The 17113-nt window shown below is 68.7% G+C and carries 14 protein-coding genes and 3 pseudogenes; 7 read left to right on the plus strand and 10 right to left on the minus strand.

Going from position 1 to position 17113, the window contains the following annotated elements:
- The coding region (locus AC27KI_RS10045; RefSeq protein ID WP_487113670.1) for a transglycosylase domain-containing protein at positions 1-437 on the minus strand (437 nt) is incomplete at its 3' end.
- A 627-nt stretch (positions 438-1064) separates the two neighbouring features.
- Between AC27KI_RS10045 and AC27KI_RS10050 the strand changes: the two genes are divergently transcribed.
- A complete protein-coding gene (locus tag AC27KI_RS10050; protein WP_284394974.1) occupies positions 1065-1436 on the plus strand; it encodes a Rap1a/Tai family immunity protein in 372 nt (123 codons plus the stop codon).
- Positions 1433-1927 carry a T6SS effector amidase Tae4 family protein gene (locus tag AC27KI_RS10055; protein ID WP_284405864.1) on the plus strand — a complete coding sequence of 165 codons (495 nt, stop codon included), beginning with the start codon at positions 1433-1435 and terminating at the stop codon, positions 1925-1927. Before AC27KI_RS10050 ends, AC27KI_RS10055 begins: the two co-directional genes overlap by 4 nt.
- 69 nt (positions 1928-1996) lie before the next feature.
- Here the strand turns inward: AC27KI_RS10055 and AC27KI_RS10060 are convergent, their stop codons facing one another.
- Positions 1997-2485, minus strand: coding sequence for a nuclear transport factor 2 family protein (locus AC27KI_RS10060; protein WP_487113656.1), 489 nt, complete (start codon positions 2483-2485; stop codon positions 1997-1999).
- A 172-nt stretch (positions 2486-2657) separates the two neighbouring features.
- Positions 2658-2999 (minus strand): HPF/RaiA family ribosome-associated protein, encoded by a 342-nt coding sequence (locus AC27KI_RS10065; protein ID WP_487113658.1) that lies wholly within the window; start codon positions 2997-2999, stop codon positions 2658-2660.
- 230 nt (positions 3000-3229) lie between these two features.
- Here AC27KI_RS10065 and AC27KI_RS10070 point away from each other — a divergent pair, with 230 nt between their 5' ends.
- Positions 3230-3406, plus strand: coding sequence for an arylamine N-acetyltransferase family protein (locus tag AC27KI_RS10070; protein ID WP_284429024.1), 177 nt, complete (start codon positions 3230-3232; stop codon positions 3404-3406).
- 58 nt (positions 3407-3464) lie between these two features.
- On the plus strand, positions 3465-3896 hold the full coding sequence (locus AC27KI_RS10075; RefSeq protein WP_284408449.1) for a TerB family tellurite resistance protein: 432 nt from the start codon (positions 3465-3467) through the stop codon (positions 3894-3896).
- 28 nt (positions 3897-3924) lie between these two features.
- On the opposite strand, the gene AC27KI_RS10080 is transcribed toward AC27KI_RS10075, so the two are convergent.
- Complete coding sequence (locus tag AC27KI_RS10080) at positions 3925-4818, minus strand: LysR substrate-binding domain-containing protein (protein ID WP_487113660.1); 894 nt, start codon at positions 4816-4818, stop codon at positions 3925-3927.
- Between the two features lie 108 nt (positions 4819-4926).
- On the opposite strand from AC27KI_RS10080, the gene AC27KI_RS10085 reads away from it, so the two are divergent.
- The gene (locus AC27KI_RS10085) at positions 4927-5337 is read left to right on the plus strand and encodes a hypothetical protein (protein WP_487113662.1); all 411 of its coding nucleotides are present in this window, start codon (positions 4927-4929) and stop codon (positions 5335-5337) included.
- Between the two features lie 48 nt (positions 5338-5385).
- On the opposite strand, the gene AC27KI_RS10090 is transcribed toward AC27KI_RS10085, so the two are convergent.
- The 4 genes and pseudogenes from AC27KI_RS10090 to AC27KI_RS10105 form a co-directional block, all read right to left on the minus strand.
- Positions 5386-6348: a TRAP transporter substrate-binding protein gene (locus tag AC27KI_RS10090; RefSeq protein ID WP_487113664.1), complete on the minus strand. Its 963-nt coding sequence runs from the start codon at positions 6346-6348 to the stop codon at positions 5386-5388.
- A 277-nt stretch (positions 6349-6625) separates the two neighbouring features.
- The gene (locus AC27KI_RS10095; protein WP_487113672.1) at positions 6626-6766 is read right to left on the minus strand and encodes an STY0301 family protein; all 141 of its coding nucleotides are present in this window, start codon (positions 6764-6766) and stop codon (positions 6626-6628) included.
- A gap of 59 nt (positions 6767-6825) precedes the next feature.
- Positions 6826-6972 (minus strand): annotated as a pseudogene (locus tag AC27KI_RS10100) (hypothetical protein); the annotation flags it as partial.
- Between the two features lie 30 nt (positions 6973-7002).
- Positions 7003-12983 (minus strand): annotated as a pseudogene (locus tag AC27KI_RS10105) (alpha-2-macroglobulin family protein).
- Between the two features lie 176 nt (positions 12984-13159).
- Here AC27KI_RS10105 and AC27KI_RS10110 point away from each other — a divergent pair.
- Positions 13160-14302: pseudogene (locus AC27KI_RS10110) on the plus strand (OpgC domain-containing protein); the annotation flags it as partial.
- Positions 14303-14379: 77 nt separating this feature from the next.
- Here AC27KI_RS10110 and AC27KI_RS10115 read toward each other — a convergent pair.
- Entirely contained in the window at positions 14380-15213 is an 834-nt protein-coding gene (locus tag AC27KI_RS10115; protein ID WP_487089374.1) for an SGNH/GDSL hydrolase family protein, read from the minus strand.
- A 113-nt stretch (positions 15214-15326) separates the two neighbouring features.
- Here AC27KI_RS10115 and AC27KI_RS10120 point away from each other — a divergent pair, with 113 nt between their 5' ends.
- On the plus strand, positions 15327-16667 hold the full coding sequence (locus tag AC27KI_RS10120; RefSeq protein WP_487113666.1) for a tetratricopeptide repeat protein: 1341 nt from the start codon (positions 15327-15329) through the stop codon (positions 16665-16667).
- Between the two features lie 118 nt (positions 16668-16785).
- Here the strand turns inward: AC27KI_RS10120 and AC27KI_RS10125 are convergent, their stop codons facing one another.
- Positions 16786-17019, minus strand: coding sequence for a hypothetical protein (locus AC27KI_RS10125; RefSeq protein ID WP_487113668.1), 234 nt, complete (start codon positions 17017-17019; stop codon positions 16786-16788).
- Positions 17020-17113: the final 94 nt, after the last annotated feature.

The following is a 17113-nucleotide window of genomic DNA, read 5'->3' on the forward strand; positions in this document are numbered from 1 at the left end:
AGCACCTGGGCGGCCACGGTCTGCCCCAGCTTCTGCACCACGCTGCGCCCACCCGCGCCCTGGCGCCAGTCGCCGTCGAGCAGGCCAGCCAATTGCATGGTGAGCGTGCTGGCGCCGCGCGTGCGCTGGTTCCACAGGTTGCCCCAGGCGGCGGCCGACACCGCGCGCCAATCCACGCCGCTGTGCTCGTAAAAGCGCTTGTCCTCGCTGAGCACCAGCGCCGTGCGCAGCGCGGGCGAGACCTCGGCCAGCGGCACCCACTGGCCGCGCCGCACGGTGGCATCGGTGCGCAGGCGCTGCAGCACCTCGCCCTCGCGCGAGAGCACCAGCGTGTCGGAGGGGCGATAGTCCGCACGCACCTCGTTGAAGGTGGGCAAGGCCCAGGCGGCCGGGGCGGCGATGCCGGCCAGACCCAGCGCGAGCAGTGCCCGCCCCACGGCCACTGCGCCATGGCGGGCGGTGGCGGTGCCGATACCGGCGCAGACCTCGTGGCGGCCCCGCCCATTGCGACGCCAGGTGGCGATGCTGCGCACGACCGCGAGAAAGTCCATGGACATGGGAAGAAGGAGGATGGGTCGGAGAAAAGGAGAGCGGAGGCCGGCCCGCAGGCCGGCGGCGACCGGGGATTGTCGCCTCCTCCCGTGACGCCGTTCCACCCGGCGTTGCACCGGGCGATGGCCGCACCCCGGATCGCAGACGCAGGGCGGGCCCTTCCGATTCTCGCGCAGAAGCCGCCGCGCGCCGCGCAGGACCCGAACGGACCCTGGGGACTTTCGCGCATCGCGCCGCACCCTCGTGTAACCTTTGGCGCAACGCCACTTCGCTCCGGCATTGGTCACGGAGCCAGCTGGCGGGTCCTCTCCGGCGGGCCTTGGTGCCATGCCCCAGGGGACCTCCCGCTTTCATGTTCGCCGTGCCCCGGGCCGCAGCCCGCGCTGCGCTGGCGGGCCATTCATGCGCTCTTCCAGAACCATTGCGGCGCACACCGCGCAACTGGGCACCACCCCCTTTGAAAGGCCACTGCTTTGCCTTGCTTTACCGCACCCCGCTTCATGGCCGCTGCCATGGCAACCGCCGCCGGCCTGGCCGGCAGCGCCGCGTTCGCCCAAGCCATGCCGCCGCGCCTGTCGGCCCCGCTGCCCACCACGCAGAACGCGATGATCAACAACACGCAGATCACGACGGACGATTTCCGGCAGGCCTACGTCAGCCAGACTCCGCAGGTGCGGCAGCAGGCCGAGCTCTACCTTACGGGCGTGCTCGACGCCACCGAGGGGCGTGCGTGGTGCGGCTACCCCACGCTCAAGACCATCACCATCGACGAGCGCCTGTTCACCGAGTTGAAGAAGGTCGAAGGCCCGGCCCTGCAGCAGCGCGCCTCCAAAACCCTGGTCGCCATCCTGTCCAAGCAATTCCCTTGCCGGAGCCCGCGTTGACCAAGCCCATCTTCGAGAACCTCAAGTCCCACCACTATTCCTCCGACCGCATGCAGCCGACCCGATTCATGGACGGCGACAGCGTGTACCGCGAGATCGGATACGACATGGGCCAACTGAAGCGGCAGAACGCCGGCTACGAAAACACCTGCGCGGTCCGCATGAGCCTGGCGCTGCTGAAGTCGGGCACCGGCATCACCGGGCGCCTGAAGATCAAGGAGGGCCCGCTCAAAGGCCGGTTCGTGGAGCCGGGCGCGAAATTGCTGGCCGACCAACTCATGCAGCGCGGCGTACTGGGCTACCCGCAGATCCTCACGCCCGACAACGTGCAGGCAAAGATCCAGGGAAAGCGCGGCGTGATCTTTTTCTGGAAGATGGCCAGCTACAACGGCGGCCACATCGATCTGGTGGAGTCCACCAACGCTGCGGCCGTCTGCAGCTCGGCCTGCTATTTCGACTCCAAGGAAATCTGGTTCTGGCCGCTGGACTGACGGGCGGCAGCGCGGGCCACTTTGCGTGGCCGCGCGCCGCGCCCGGGGTCCGTCGTGGCGACCGCGTCGTCAGTTCTTGGTGGCCGCGTCCCAGTGCTCGGCGATCTTGCCGTTCTCGACGCGGAACATGTCGAACCAGGTCGTCGTGTATTTCTTGGTCGGGTCCTGCGGGTCCGTCATTTCGCGCACGAAGCTCAAAATGACCTTGTCGCCTTCGGCCGTGATCGCCACCAAAGGCGCCTTCACGCGCGGCTCGATGGGCGTGGGCGGCACGAACTGCGAGAAAAAGGCGATGAAGGCCGCGCGGCCCGTGGCCACCGTGGGGTTGTGCTGGATGTAGTCTTCGGCCATGTACTTGGGCGCCAGGTCCATGTGGCCCGCCTCGAACACCTCGCGCCAGAAGTTGTAGACCAGCCGCTTGTTCCACGCCAGCCGCCAGTCGTGGCTCATGAGCAGTTGCTCATGGTCCGGCTGCTCCATCACCGGCACCTGGGCGTGGGCCGCCACCGGCAGGACGATCGCCGCCGCGAGAACGCAGCGGGCCAATAGTTGCTTCATGAAACTCCCTTTCAGAATCGATGGACACGGCGGATTTATATCTGTCGGCCGCGCCGGCGGCGCAGGCTTGTCGATCTTTGTGGTGAGGCAATGTTTCAATCCTCAAATTTGCTCAGCGCCCGAGCCGAACGGCACGCGGTGGGGTAGAGCCCCAAGGCTCTCCGGCAGGCCTTCATGGGCCGATCTCAGGCAGGCGCCGGCTCGGCCTGCGGGCCGCGTTCGCGCGACGCCACACGCGCAGCACATGCAGGGCCGCGCGGGCCAGGGCTTCGTCGAGCGCGGTGCGCCAGTCCCTGGCCACCGACGAGACCACCACGGGGCCCGCGCCGTCGGTGCGCAGCTCGATCCGGCAGCGCTTGTCCACCCCGCCCCGGGGGCCGTTCACGTCGGCCAGCTGAATGTCGGCACGCGGCACCTGCGCACTCAGGCGCCGGAGCACGAACCGCACGCGGCGATCGACGGTATCTCGCATCGCGGTGGCTTCGGGATGGCGGGACTGGAAAAAAATGTGCATCAGCGTTCTCCTTCGTTGGAGCAGTCACCTTAGCCCGCACGCCTGCAGGGACACAGCAGTTTTCCTCTGCCGACACCCTCTGAAAAACCTGCTGCCTTGCAGCCAGCCCGTCGGTTGCACGGTTTCGGGTAAACCGATGCAGCCATCTCAGAAAACCTGCTTCTTCCATCGGCCACCCGGCCGCACATTCAAGGCTGTTACCACCACAGGAAACCCCCATGAATCGCCCCATGAAGCCATTGCCCCTTGTCTCCCACCTGCTCTCCTCCCTGCGCGCCCGGGCCCTGCTTTGGCTGCAGCAGGTGTCGCACGGCAGCGGCGCGTTGCGTGCACCGGTGCGCGTTCCCGTGCGGATCGACGCCGCACACCCTGCGCAGCCGACGCGCCACCGCCGCTACCGCGATTGACGCGGCCTGCTCGCCCAACACCGTTCGTCCCCACAACACTTCACAAAGGAACACCCCCATGCGCAGCTACCCCACCAACAGCCCCGAAGCAGCGGCCCGGATCGTCGGCCTGCTGCTGATCTCGGACGGCCACGTCAGCCGTTCGGAAACGGACGCTCTGCAGCGGCTGGACATCGAAGGCGAACTCGGCCTGGCGCCCGGCGACTTCGCCCAGGTGCTGCACGCGCTGTGCGAAGACCTGCTGATGGGGGCGCGCGAGCGCCGCCTGCTGACCGGCAACCTCGACGAAGCGGCGCTGGCCGCCCTGATGGCCGAGGTGACCGAACCCGAACTGCAGCAGCGCGTGCTGCACTTCGCCTGCACGGCGGCGACCGCGGACCACCACCTGGCGGCCGCCGAGGCCTGGATCATGGAAGCCGCGCTCAAGCACTGGCGCATGGGCGAGGCATCCGATGCGCCCAAGGCCGCGCCGGTCGCAGCCGGCCTTTGAACAGGGCCGCGCACGGGCCCGTCGAAGGCTAGGCCGCGGCCACCGCGTGGGCCGCCGCGACCATCTGGCGCACCAGCGGATGGTGCTGCCCGCGGCGCGACCAGATGGCGTGCACTTCCTCGCCGATGTCGGGGCAATCGCCCAGCAGGCGCAGGCCCCGCACCAGCCCCACGTCCTGCGCGCCCAGCTGGCTCACGGGGAACACACCGAGCCCGCGGGCCGCGAAGACCGCGAGCAGCGCGCTGTCTTCGAACTCACCCACCACCTGGGGCCGCACGCCAATGTCCTCGAACCAATGGTCCAGCGTGGACCGCAACGGCGAATGGGACGTGGGCAACAGCACGGGAAGGTCCTGCAGCGACTGGGGGAACCGGTCGCGCGCGTGTTTCCTGACCAGCGAGGCCGGCCCATACCACTGCAGCGTGGACCGCGCGATCCGCTCGCTGGTCAGGCGCTGGGTGGGATTGCGCGGCGCGGCCTGCCCGGCCAGCACCACGTCCAGCTGGTGCAAGGCCAGCTCGGACAGCAGCTCGTCGAACTCGCCCTCGTGGCACACCAGGCGAAGGTGGGGCGTGGCGAGCACCGGCTCCAGCAGGGCATGCGCCGCCAGCTTGGAAATGCCGTCCGACAACCCCACCGACAGCCGGGCGACCTTGGCGCTGGCCGCCTCCCGCACCTCGTCGGGAATGCCCTGCCCCAGCTGGAAGATCTCTTCCGCCCGCGCATAGGCCGCCTGGCCCGCCTCGGTCAGCACCATGCATCGGCCCGAGGGCTTGAGCAACTGGTGGCCCAGATCCTTCTCCAGATCCCGCACCTGCGCGCTGATGGTCTGCACCGCCATCTCCAGGCGGTCCGCGGCGCGGGCGAAGCCGCCTTCCTTGGCGACCATCCAGAAATAGTAGAGATGGCGGTAGTTCAACATGCGGCCCCCGGATCGGAAAAACCGAATGCTATGTTCGATAAAAGCTGGTGTCCATCGAATGCCGCCATGGCCATACTGGGCGCTCGCCCATTCGAAAGGACAACCTCCATGTTTTATGCCATTAGCTGGTTTCTCTCTCTATCGCTTCTCGCTCTCTGGTCGCTGGCCTGCTGGGGCATGCATGCCATGGCGGTCTGGGCGGTGTCCAGCGCAGGCGCGCTGGCCGGGGGCACGTCTGCCATGAATGCTGTGGTGCTGCCGGAGCGGATCAGGGTCTGGATACCGCCCGAGCTGGCCAGGGAGTTGGCGGCCATGATCGCCTCCGCCGGCCCGATGGTTCAGGCGGCGCTTGACACCGTGCCCGCCTTGGCCGGCGCCGTGACCGTGCTGGCCTGGGCCTTGTGGGGCCTGGGCGCCGTGATCTTGCTGGCGGTTGCCTTCGGGGTCCACGTTCTGATCGCGCTGTTCAACGGCCGGCGGACCGTGCACGGCACGCAGCGCGCCACGGTCGTCCAGTAACAGGCCCGAGCCCGGCCCCGGGCGCCCTGCACCGGGGCCGGCCGGTGCTCACTGGTTGGAGATGATGGTGAGCAGATCGCCCCGGACGTCGGGGTTGTCGGTGTACTTCTTGTACAGCGGCGCCATGCGGCGCACATAGGGAGAGAAGTCGGACACAGTCACGAACTGCACGCCTTCCCTGGCCACATTCGCACGGGCCGACACCACCCGCTTTTCCCACAGGTTGCGCATCAGCACGGCGGAGGCCTTGCCCGCTTTCTGGAAGGCCTGCTGGTCCTGCGTGCTCAGCCGGTTCCAGAGCTTGGTGGACACCACCAGGGCCTCGGGCGAGATGGTGTGCTGGTCCAGCAGCATGTATTTGGCCAGCTTGTAGTGGCCGGTCGATTCGTAGGAGACCAGGTTGCCCTCGGCGCAATCGATGGTGCCGTTGCGAAAGCTGTCGAGCACTTCCTTGTAGGGGACGACCACGGGGGTGGCGCCGAGCAGCTTCACCATCTCGATGGAGGTTTCCGACTGCTGCACGCGCACCCGCTGGCCGGCCAGGTCTTCGCGCCGGGTGATCGGCTTGTTGGCGCAGTAGAACGAGCGCGCGCCGCCGTTGTACCAGCCCAGGACCACGAAGCCGGAGGCCTTCAGCTTCTCGGACAGGCGCTCGCCCATGGCGCCGTCGAGGTAGCGGAACATGTGGGCGGCATCGCCGAACAGGAAGGGCAGGTTGAACGCCTGCAGGCCCGGCGCGGCCTCGGCCAGCGGGCCCAGGTTGAATTCAGCCAGGTCGATCTCGCCGGCCTTCATCATCGTGACCGCCTTGCCCTGATCGCCCAGCACCGCATCGGAAAACAGCTTGATGTTGTATCGGCCCTGGGTGGAGGCTTCCACCTCGCTGATGAAGCTTTTCATCGCCTCGGTGACCGGGTAGCCGTCGGGGTGGGTGTTCCAGGCCCGCAGCGGCGTCTGGGCCCCCGCGGGTACCGACGCCGCCATGGCCATCACCGCCGCCGATGCAAGCATCGGAAAATTCATCTTGCGCATCGTGTCCCCCAAGTGTTCGAAAAATGCCTGTCCGCCAGCACGGCATCGTGCCCTGGCAGCGCATTTCGCTGGGGGCGCGCCGGCATGGCCTGCGCATTCTCCGAGGGGGGCTCAGCCGTAGCAAGCGCTTCGCATTAGAGGTGCGACGGGCAAACCACAAACGCTCGAAAGGGGCAGTTGGCGAGGGGAGCGGGATGTGATAGCCCAGGCGCTTAACGTTGCCGCGCCGGCTTCTCGAACGGCTTCATGGAACGGCTTACTTGCAGCGCAGATCGAGCGTCTTGCGGGCGTCGATGCGGTAGTCGCAGCGTTCCACTTCCTGGGTCAATTCAACATCCACCGTGCGCGCATCGGCGTAATGGCAGCGCACGTTGACGGTGCGCCCCGCCGCATACACGTACCGAGCTGCCAGTGCCCCGCGCGCTCCTTCGCGATGTCGGGCACCAGGGTCGCCAGGTCTTCGACCGGGCCGTCGAACACATCGACCTGCCGCAAGGGCTGGCCGGGTTGCGCTGGACAGACCCCGGCGGCCTGCGAGGTCGGCATGCCGCCGTTGGCTGCGGCGAACAGCAGCACACCCAGGATCGGCCGGGCCCATGGCATGGGCAAGCGTGTGCAGCGCGCACAGCCCGCTCAGCGGGCGGCGGCTTCCACCTTCACCCGGGCGTTGGGCGTCTCGCCGAACATCTCGGGCGCGTACATGGCTTCCACGCGGCTCGGGGGCAGTGCGAAGTCGCCCACGTTGTTCAGCCGCACGGTGTATTCCGCCTTGATGGTGCCCTTGGGCAGGTACTCGTAGTAGCTGCGGTAGGCCTCGAAGCTGCGCTCCTCGAAGGCCGCCCAGGCGCTGCCCGAGCGCTTTTCGCCCTGCGTGGCGATCTCGGAATCGCGCCCCAGGCCGCTGCCCAGGATGGTGGCGCCGCCCGGGATCGGGTCGGTCAAGGCCACCCAGGTCATGTCGGCGCTGGCGTTCACCTCCAGCGTCACGCGCAGCACGTCGCCGCGCGTGTACTTGCCGGGCACGGCCTGCTCAACCGGGGTGATGGTCTTCTTGATGGCGTAGCCGGCCGCAAACGGCGCCTTGAGCTGGATGGCCGCGACCGACTGCAGCGTGAGCCATGGCTTGCCGGTGCCCTGGTGGGTGACCGCCAGGTTCTCCTTGCCGCCCGTGGGCGACCAGGGCAGGAACATGCTGTTGTTCTTGAAGTTGCCGGGCGATGCGGGTGCGCCGAACCAGGTGGTCTGGTGTGCCGCGCCCGTGGCGTCGCTCGCCTTCACGCGCTCAACCTTCGCCCAGTCCACGCTGGCGTTGCCACTGCCCAGGGCCGCGCGGGTGACGCCGGCGACGGGCGTGGCCTCGAACTTGGCGCTGAATTTCTCCAGCGCCAGGCCGCCCCACAGGTTGGCGGTGGTGGTGTGCCATGCACCGTTCTGCTGGCGGCTGATGAAGCCGTTGGCCAGGCGACCCATGTCGTCCTTCCAGGCCGGGTCGTCCATCACCGCGAGCATGAGGCGGGCGGTGTTGACGTCACCGTTCTGCATCAGCCACCACCAGTAGTCGTCGCGCTCGGTGCTGAAGATGAGCTTGGTGCCCTGGTAGCTCAGGCGGGCCTTCAGCACCTGCGTGGCCTCGGCCAGCCGCTGGTCGCGCTGGGGCACGTCGTTCACGCGCTTGAGGATGTTCAGCCAGTCGATCACCGTGTGCGTGGGCCACTGGTTGGGCGCGATGGTGACGCTGCCCAGCATGCGGCCGGAGGCCTTGCCGTAGCGCGACAGCGCCTCGATGGCCGCGATCTTGCGCATGTCCAGATCCTTGCGCGGGCTCCAGAAGTCGCGCTGGATGCGCCCTTCCACGAACGCGGTCAGACCGCGCTCCATGGCGGCACGGGCCTCGTCCGGCAGGGCGAACTCGGGGTGCAGGCTGGCGGCTTCGTGCGCCGCCGACAGCAGGTAGGCCGTGAGCGTGTCGCTGCCCCGGTTGGCGCTGCCGGCCTGGGGCGGGAAGTAGTTGGCCAAGCCATCGGCGTCCAGGTAGGTGGGCAATTGCGCCACCACGGTCTGCCAGAGGGTGCCGTCGCGCAGGCCCACGGCCTTGCTGGTCTTTTGCTCCAGGCAAGCGAAGGGGTAGTTGGCGAACCAGTCGCGCACGCCGGGCAGGCCTTCGGCCAGCTTGGGCTGCAGCGACATCTTCAGCCCGCCGCGGCCCGACAGCGCATCGGCCGGCGGGTTCACGTCCAGGTTGAAGCTGCCATCCACCTGCACCAGCGTGGCCTGCTGCACCGTGAGCGGCACCGCCGGGATGATGCGCTGGGTGGCCTTGAGCGCGTCGCGCGCGCCGTTGGCGCCCGCGGTGTCACGGGCTTCAATCTCCCACAGGATGGCCTCGGTGCGCGTCTGCGCCAGCTGCGCGGGGGCGGTCACGGTCCAGGCCACCTCGCGGGATTCGCCGGGCGGGATGTCCACGCTCTGCTTGTCCAGCTGCAGCAGGGTGGCGCGGGCGGCCACCTCCACCTTCATCGCGGCCTGCGTCGTGTTGCGCAGGGTGATCTGGGCGCGGAACTGATCGTCCTCGCGCACCAGCGGCGGCAGGCCGCTGATGATCTGCAGGTCCTGCGTGGCGCGGATCTGGGTCGCGCCGGTGCCGAACAGGCCCGTGCCGGCATCGGCGACAGCCACGATCTTGAACGTGGTGAGTGCATCGTTGAGCGGCACGGTCACCTTGGCCTGGCCGTTGGCATCGAGCTGGATCGCGGGCTGCCACAGCAGCAGCGTGTCGAGCAACTCGCGCGCCTGGCTGTGGCCGCCCCCACCGCCCGCTGGCACGGCCTTGCGGCCGTAGTGGCGCCGGCCGATGATCTCCATCTGCGCGGTGGAGGTCTGCACGCCCCAGGAGCGGCGCTGCAGCATGGCATCGAGCAGGTTCCAGCTGGTGTTGGGCATCAGCTCCAGCAGCGCCTGGTCCACGGCGGCCAGGGCCACCTCGGCGCCGGCCGCAGGCTTGCCACCGGGCAGCGTGGCGGTGATGGTGACCTGCGCCTTGCCGCGCACGGGGTAGCTTTCCTTGTCGGCCACCACCTTCACCTGGATCTGGTGGGCCTGCGTGCCCACGCGGATCTCGGCCACGCCCAGGCGGTAGGCGGGCTTGGACAGATCGACCATGGCGGTGGGCGCGACGTATTCCTTGCCCTCGTACCAGAAGGCGCTCCACCACTCGGTCGGCGCCTTGAAGCCCCAGGTGAAAAAGCTGTACCACGGCACCTCGCGCAGGCGGCCGCGCAGGGCCAGCACGCTCACATAGACGTTGGGGCCCAGCCCTCCTCAATCTTGACCTGCACGGTCGGGTCCTGGCCGTTGAGCTGCACCACGCGCGTGTCGATGATGCCTTCGCGCTCCACGCTCACCAGCGCCGTCGCGTGGCGAAACGGCATGCGCACCTGCAGCTTGGCGGTCTCGCCGGGCTGGTAGGTTTTCTTTTCGGGCAGCAGGTCGATGCGGTCGTGGTCTTCGCCGCCGAACCAGATCTCACCCTGGCGCGTGACCCAGACGGACGAGGCCGCCTCGGACGTGTTGCCGTCCTTGTCGCGCGCGGTGGCCACCAGCTCCACTTCGCCGGCTTCTTCGAGCTTGGTCTCGCACAGCAGCAGGCCGCGCGAATCGCTCTTGCCCGTGCAGACGGTGCCCAGGTCTTTGGTTTCGGTCTTGTTGTCGTAGCTGTAGAAGCCGCCCACCATGCGCTTGCGGCTGGTGGTGGTGATGCGGGCGATGGCCTGCACCTGCAGCGGAACGCCCTCCTGCACCTTGCCGTCCAGCCCCAGCGCGAGCGCCTGGAAGCGGATCTTCTGCGCGGCGGAGACCCAGCCTTCGGTCTTGATGCCGGCCACCACGGCGGCGGGCCACAGGGTCTGCGTGCTGCGCAGCGTCTGCACCTCGCCGCTCGGGTCGGCGTAGGTGGCCTCCAGCACCAGCTCCTGTGGCCGGCGCGCCAGGGGCACGTTGTCGATGGACAGTTTGCCGGCCCCGTTCTTGTCCAGCGTCAGCGCGAGCTTGTCGGCGATGACGCGGGCGTCCTGGCCGGCGGCCGCCTCTTCGTCGTCGCTGTGGCTTTGCGACTGCGCGCCGCGCTGGTTGGGGGGCATGAAGCTGAAGGCGTCGAAATCGCTCCACTGGGCGGATTTGCCGCGCACCAGCGCCGACACGCGCATGGGCAGGTTGGCGGCGCCGCCACCGGCCACGTAGTTCACCTGCACGTCGGTGGGCACCGAGCGCACGCGCACCAGGGGCTTCTTGTCGGTGGGCGTGATGCGGCCTTCCAGCACGGGCAGGCGGAACTCCTCGACCCGGAACTGGCCCGATTCGAAGCTGTTGCGGCTGTGCGAGCCACCCTGCAGCTGCACCTGGTATACGCCGAGCTTGGCGGCGGGGGGCACGGCGAAGGTGTTCTCGGCGCTCAGGCCACCCGTGGCGGTCTTGCGCCAGGTGAGGTCCTGCGTGTATTGCTGGCCGCTGCCCACGTGGGTGATGACCAGGGTGTCGGGCTGCTCGTCCGGCAGGCCGAAGCCCTTGCGGTTCTCGGTGCGCAGCAGGTGCTTCATCGACACGGTTTCGCCAGCACGCAGCAGCGTGCGGTCGAACACGGTGTGGGCCCGCTCGTCGGGGCGGGGCTCCATGCTGGTGGGCAGGTTGAAGCGCCAGGGCTCAATGCCGCGCTGCCAGTCGCTCCAGGTGAAAGCCATGTCCTGCGCGCCATCGGCGCCCGGAGCGCGCGCACTCACGAAGTAAGCCTGCTCGCCGCCATCGTCACCCTGGCACGATGGAGGCTCGGGCGAGAGGCCCTCGAACAGCGCCACGCCCTGCGCATTGGTGGTGCCCGTGGCCAGTTCGCGGCCGTTGCAGTCGGACACGCGCACCTTGGCGCCCGCCACCACCTGGCCCTTGTCCAGCGTGGTCACCCAGGCGGCCGAATTCTCGCGGCCTAGTTTGAAATGCACGCCCAGGTTGGTCACCAGCGCCGAGGTGCGCACGTACATAGTGCGGCCTTCGCCGTGGCGCTCGTCCAGCAGCGACTTGCCGAGCAGCGGCGAGGCGATCTCCACCACATGGAAGCCCGTGGGCAGCGGAATGCCCACCACCTCGAAGGGCCGCGGGTCGTTGTTGACCGGCTTGGGCAGGTCCAGCGTCTTCACGCCGCCCTGGCCGGACAGCAGCGAGACCATGCGCGACTGCACGTACTCGCTGCTGTCGCTCTCCAGCGCAGCGGGCAGCGCGCCCTTCACGTCGCGGCGGGCGCTCTTGCGGCTCACGAGGTAGCCGTCGTAGCGGCGCACCTTGCGGTACCAGGCAATGATGTCGGCGTCGCTGCCGGGCTGCAGGGTGCTCACCTTGGCGGGCGCCGCGCCATCGGCGGGCTTGCCGGCGTCCAGGCCCTGGACCTTGAGCGCGGCCTCGACGTTGCGCAAGGTCACGGGCAGCAATGCGGGCTCCTTGGGGCCCTCCGCATAGCGCTCCACCACGCCGAATGGCGAGGCGGCGAACTTGGCCAGGGGCGGCATGGCCCCCGTTCCCACCTTGAGCGGGAAGCTGTCGGCATTGCGCAGCGTGCGGCCCGAGGCGTCCTTGAAGTCCTTGGGCAATTGCACCGTGAAGGCCGTCTGCGCCGTGAAGGGCGGGTCGAAGCGTACGCCGTTCACCACGGTGTCGCCATCGCCCTCACCGTCGATCCGGGGCTTGAGCGTTTCCTTGTCCGAGCGCAGGCGCACCGCCTCGGCCAGCTTGCGCGGCACGGGTGCGTTGAACGACAGGAACATCGGGCGAATCGGCAGGCAGGCCGACTGGGCGTTCTCGCGCTCGCAGCGGAAATCGGCGGCGAAGGGCTCGCGCACTTTGTACTCGTAGCGCTTTTCGATGGTGTTGCCGACGCCGCTCGGCGTGGCCACGCCCTTGCCGAAGACGAGTTGCACCCGCCCGCCCGAGGTCAACCGCCGGTTGCAGGCCAGGGTGACGTATTTGAGCGGCTCCTTGGCGGCTGTCTTGTCCAGGCCCTGGGAGGCCAGCAGACCCTCGCGCTGGGCGCCTTCGATCAGGCGCACCGGAACCCGCTCGCCCACGCCATCGGCCACGCACCAGACGTTGGCCTGCACGCTGGCCAGGGTCGCCGGGCCGTTCAACTGCAGCATGAAGAACTGCTCTTCGTCGATGGGCTGGTAGGTGCCGGGGCGGATGTTCTGGACGTACGGTCCACCGGTATTGAATGCATAGCTCTTCGTGCCCGACAGCTCGGCGCCGGCGGCCGATTTGAACCCCGACCTCACCTGGGCCGTGCAGCGCACGCCGGGCGGCAGGTCGCCCTTGAAGTCGTAGACCCATTCGCGCTCGCTGGTCCAGCGGCCCGTGCCCTGGCCGGCTTCGGCGTCGGAGCAGCTCACGGAGAGCGGGGCCGGGGCCTTGGGGTCGCCGAAATTGACCGCCGGGCCGTCGAACTTGGCCACCGCCTGCCGGACGCGGGACACCTCGCCCTGGGGCGAGAAGCTGATGATGGACAGCGCGTGGGCCTGCGCGGCCGCGCCCAGGGCCACGGCCAGCGCCAGGGCGCGGAAGGAATGCGTTGTTGTTGTCATGGCTTTTGCAAAAACGGCGACGGGCCGACCCACCGGACCGGTACCCGGTCGAACCCGGCAGCGTAGCCCATCGGCAGGCGGCGAACCACCAGCGCAGTGACGCAGTTGTAAATGGCCTACACCGCCCAGCCCACTCCGTCCGTGAGAATGGTTTCAATTCCACCCCGGGCGCGCCCATGCCACCCCCCTCCTCCACCCGCCGCTGGGAAATCGATGCCGTCCGGGGCCTGATGCTCGCCCTGATGACCGTCACGCACCTGCCCACCCGGCTCACGCAGCCGCTGGGGCAGCCGTTTGGCTTCGTCTCGGCGGCCGAGGGCTTCGTGCTGCTCTCGGCGTACATGGCCGGCATGGTCTACGGCCGGCTCGCCTGGCGCAAGACCGTGGCGGACATGCGCCAGGCCTTCTGGCGCCGCGCCCTCAAGATCTATGGCTGCCAGGCGGCCACGCTGCTGTTCCTGTTCACGGTGATCGCCTTCATCGGCATCCGCGTGGACGAGCCCGCCATCAAGGGCATGATGACCTTCTACCTGCTGCACCCGCTGGAGGCCCTGGTGGGCGGGCTGCTGCTGGTGTACGAACCGCCGCTGCTGGACATCCTGCCGCTGTACGTGCTGTTCATGCTGGCCAGCCCCTGGCTGATGACGTTCGCGCTGCGCCGCGGCTGGGCGCCGATCATGGCCGGCAGCGTGCTGCTGTGGCTGCTGGCCCAGTTCGGGCTGTCGCGCTGGTTCTATGACGGATTCGCGGCGGTGCTGCCCATGCCGATTCCCTTCACCGAAACCGGCGCCTTCGTGATGTGGAGCTGGCAGTTCCTGTGGGTGCTGGGCCTGTGGATGGGCGCGAGCCGCAACGACCCCGAGGCGCCGCCGTTCGAGTTCCCGCGCTGGTCGCTATGGGTGGCCGGCGCCATCGCCGTGGTGTGCATGGTGTGGCGGCATGTGGTCGGCCAGGTGCCGTTCGGAGACGCCAACCCGCAACTCAACCTGCTGTTCGACAAATGGGCGCTGGGTCCGCTGCGCCTGATCGACCTGATGGCCCTCACCGCGCTGACCATCCGCTTCGGGCCGGCGCTGGCCGCGAAGCTGCCGCGCCAGCACTGGCTGGAAACCCTGGGCGCGGCCTCGCTGCCGGTGTTCTGCGCCCACCTGGTGGTGGTGCTGCTCACCCTGGTGTTCATGGGAGCGGACTACGAGCGGCCCTGGCCGCAGGACATCGCCCTGCTGATCGCCTGTTTTGCCACCCTCTATGCCGTGGCCCGCGTGAGCCTGTGGGTGGACAAGCCGCCCAACGACGATGGTCGCCCGGTGCAGCCCGCGCCCGATGCAGGCGGCGCGCCCTCAGCCGCGGCAGCCAGCGGTGCCAGTGCCGCCGGCCAGGACGACCTGAATGCGGCTCAGCGCCCGGTGCTCACCCGCACCAGTGCGGGGTTGCCGGTGGCCACCGTGGCGGCAGGCATGGCGGCCGTGGCGGTAGTGGGCGAAGCGCCGCCCGCCTGCATCGCGGGGGCCGGCGCCACGAACGCGCCGATCACCGTGCGCCACAGGTCGTAGCCGGCATCGTTCATGTGCAGGCGGTCGGGGCCGAAAAGTTCTGCCCGCGGCTGCCCGGAGGCATCGAGCATGGCCGAGAAGACGTCGATGTAATCGCTGTTGGGCACCGTGCGCACGTACTGCGCCAGCAGGGCGTTGGCCTGCTGCATCTGGGGCATCAGCGCCACGCGCGAAGGGCTGGGCTTGATGGAGATGTAGCTGATGCGGGTGTCGGGGAGTTCGGCGCGCACGGTCTGCACGAAGGAGCGGAAGCTCTCCAGGATCTGCTCGGGCGTGCGGCCCTCAGCCAGATCGTTGTCGCCGGCATAGACCATCACATGGCGCGGGCGGTACTGGAGCACCAGGTTTTTCACGAAATGGTTGCAGTCCGCCATGGTGGAGCCGCCGAAGCCGCGGTTGATCACCACGGGCAACTGGCGGAAATCCTCCGCCACGTCGGTCCAGAAACGGATGGTCGAGCTGCCGACGAAGAGGACGCCGCCGGCCTGCGGGAGCCGTTCCTTGTCGGCTGCGGCGAAGGCGTCCATGCTGGACTGCCAGCGCGCATAGGCCGAGGGCGACGTGGCGGCAGCCGACGGCGCGGTAGAGTCGGCGGGGTTCGCCTGCGCGGCGAATCCCGCACAGGCCAGGGCCAGGGTCACAAGGGAACGCGTCGGGAAAGCCCGAAGAGAATGCATGGCGACTCCAAAAAGGACTGCAGCGGCGTGTGAGCGATTGTGCTGGCCTGCGTTCCGCAAGCATACAATTTTTACAAATTTACACCAACACCGGCCGCCGGGTTTCCATCGACATGCCTTCCGCTTCCCAGGCCCCAGCGGGCCCCGTGCCGTTCTGGCACCGGCTCAACCAGTTCTTCGCTTTCCCCCTGCAGCGCAAGCCGCTGTTCTACAGCACCGTGCTGGCCGTGTGCAGCATGCTGTACGGCGTGCTGTTCTTCCTGCCGGACGTGCTGGCCGTGCTGCTGATCGAGGTCGGCATCCTGCTGGCCGCGTCGCGCTACGGCTTCAAGGTGGTGGCGATGGGCTCGCGCGGCCTGCAGCGCGCCGAGGATTTCCCCGACCGGCTGGACGACGAGTGGACCGCCCTGCCCTGGAAGCTGTTCGGCATCCTGCTCGTGCAGGGCATCGTGGTGGGCTGGCTGCAGCGGGTCAGCACGGGCCTGGCGGAACTCGCCTGGCTGGCCGTGAGCTTCCTGCTGCCGGCCACCATGATCCTGCTGGTGCAGACGGGCAGCCTGTTCGCGTCGCTGAACCCTGCCGCCGCCTGGGGCGTGGTGCGGATCATCGGCTGGCCCTATGGTCTGCTGTGCTTTTTCCTGTTTTTGCTCAGCCAGGGCGCGGCCATCGCGCTGGCGCTGCTAATGCCGCTGTTCAAGGGCTGGCTGCTGCTGCCGCTGGGCAACTGGCTGTTCATCTATTTCGGCTGGGTGATGTGCAGCCTGCTGGGCTACGCCATGTACCAGAACCACGAGGCCTTCGGCATCGACCTGCTGCCCGGCGGCGGGCTGGACGACGATGCCCCGCCAGACCGGCGCACGCCCCGGCAGATCGCGCACGAGGCGACCGACGCGCTGGTGGCCCAGCAGATCACCGACGGCGACCTGGCCGGCGCCCTGGGCACGGCCTACGAAGACCAGCGCCTGCATGGGGATGAATTGCCCGCCCAGCGCCGCTACCACCGCGTGCTGGCGCTGACCGACAAGACCGACACCCTGCTGCTGCATGCCCAGCGCTTCATCCCGCTGCTGCTGAACGCGGGCCAGACGACCGAGGCGCTCAAGGCGTTCGTCACCTGCCGCGAGCGCGACGCCCAGTTCGTGATTTCGGACCCGGGCCACACCCTGGCCCTGGCCAACACGGCGTGGAACGGCGGCGATGCCAGGCAGGCCATCGCGCTGCTGGGCGGGTTCGACCGGCGCTTCAAGGGGCACGCGCTGGTGCCCAAGGCCTACGAACTGGTCGCCCGCGTGCTGCTGCAGGGCATGAACCGCCCCGACATGGCCCTGAAGGTGCTCGCCACCCTGCAGGCGCGGCATGCGGACAGCCCTTCGGTGGCGGAGGTGCAATGGCTGCTGCGCGCCCATTTGCCGCAGCCGGCGGCGGCAGGCGGCCAAGCGCCCTCCACGCCTTGAGGCGACGCAGGCAGGCGCCATCGATTTGCTACTAAATTAATAGCAATATGCCTTAGTGCTGATTGCGCTGGAACGGTTTTTTGCTTCAAGGCCAGGGTTGCCTGGCAGGCGGCCCGCCCTACCGGCCTTCGAGCAGCCGCAGCGGCGCGCTGCCGGGTGCCAGCTGCTGCAACTGCGGCAGCCAGGCCATGGCCTGCTCGCGCCGCCCGGACTGCAGCAGCGCCGTGACCAGCATGCCCACCAGTTCGCCCAGCGCCGCATGCTGCGGCGCGGTGCGGTGCAGGGCCGTGAGCAGCTTCTCGGCGTCTCCTCCACTGGCCCGCGCGCACGAAGCGCGCGCCAGGCCCGCCATGTCGTCGGCACCAGGCGGGCGCTGGGCCGGGCGTGGTCCAGGTCAGGTGCGGTAGCTGGCGTGCTGGAAGTCCAGCGTGGCGGCGTCCTGCCCC

It is taken from the genome of Acidovorax sp. KPB24-03, assembly GCF_057546605.1.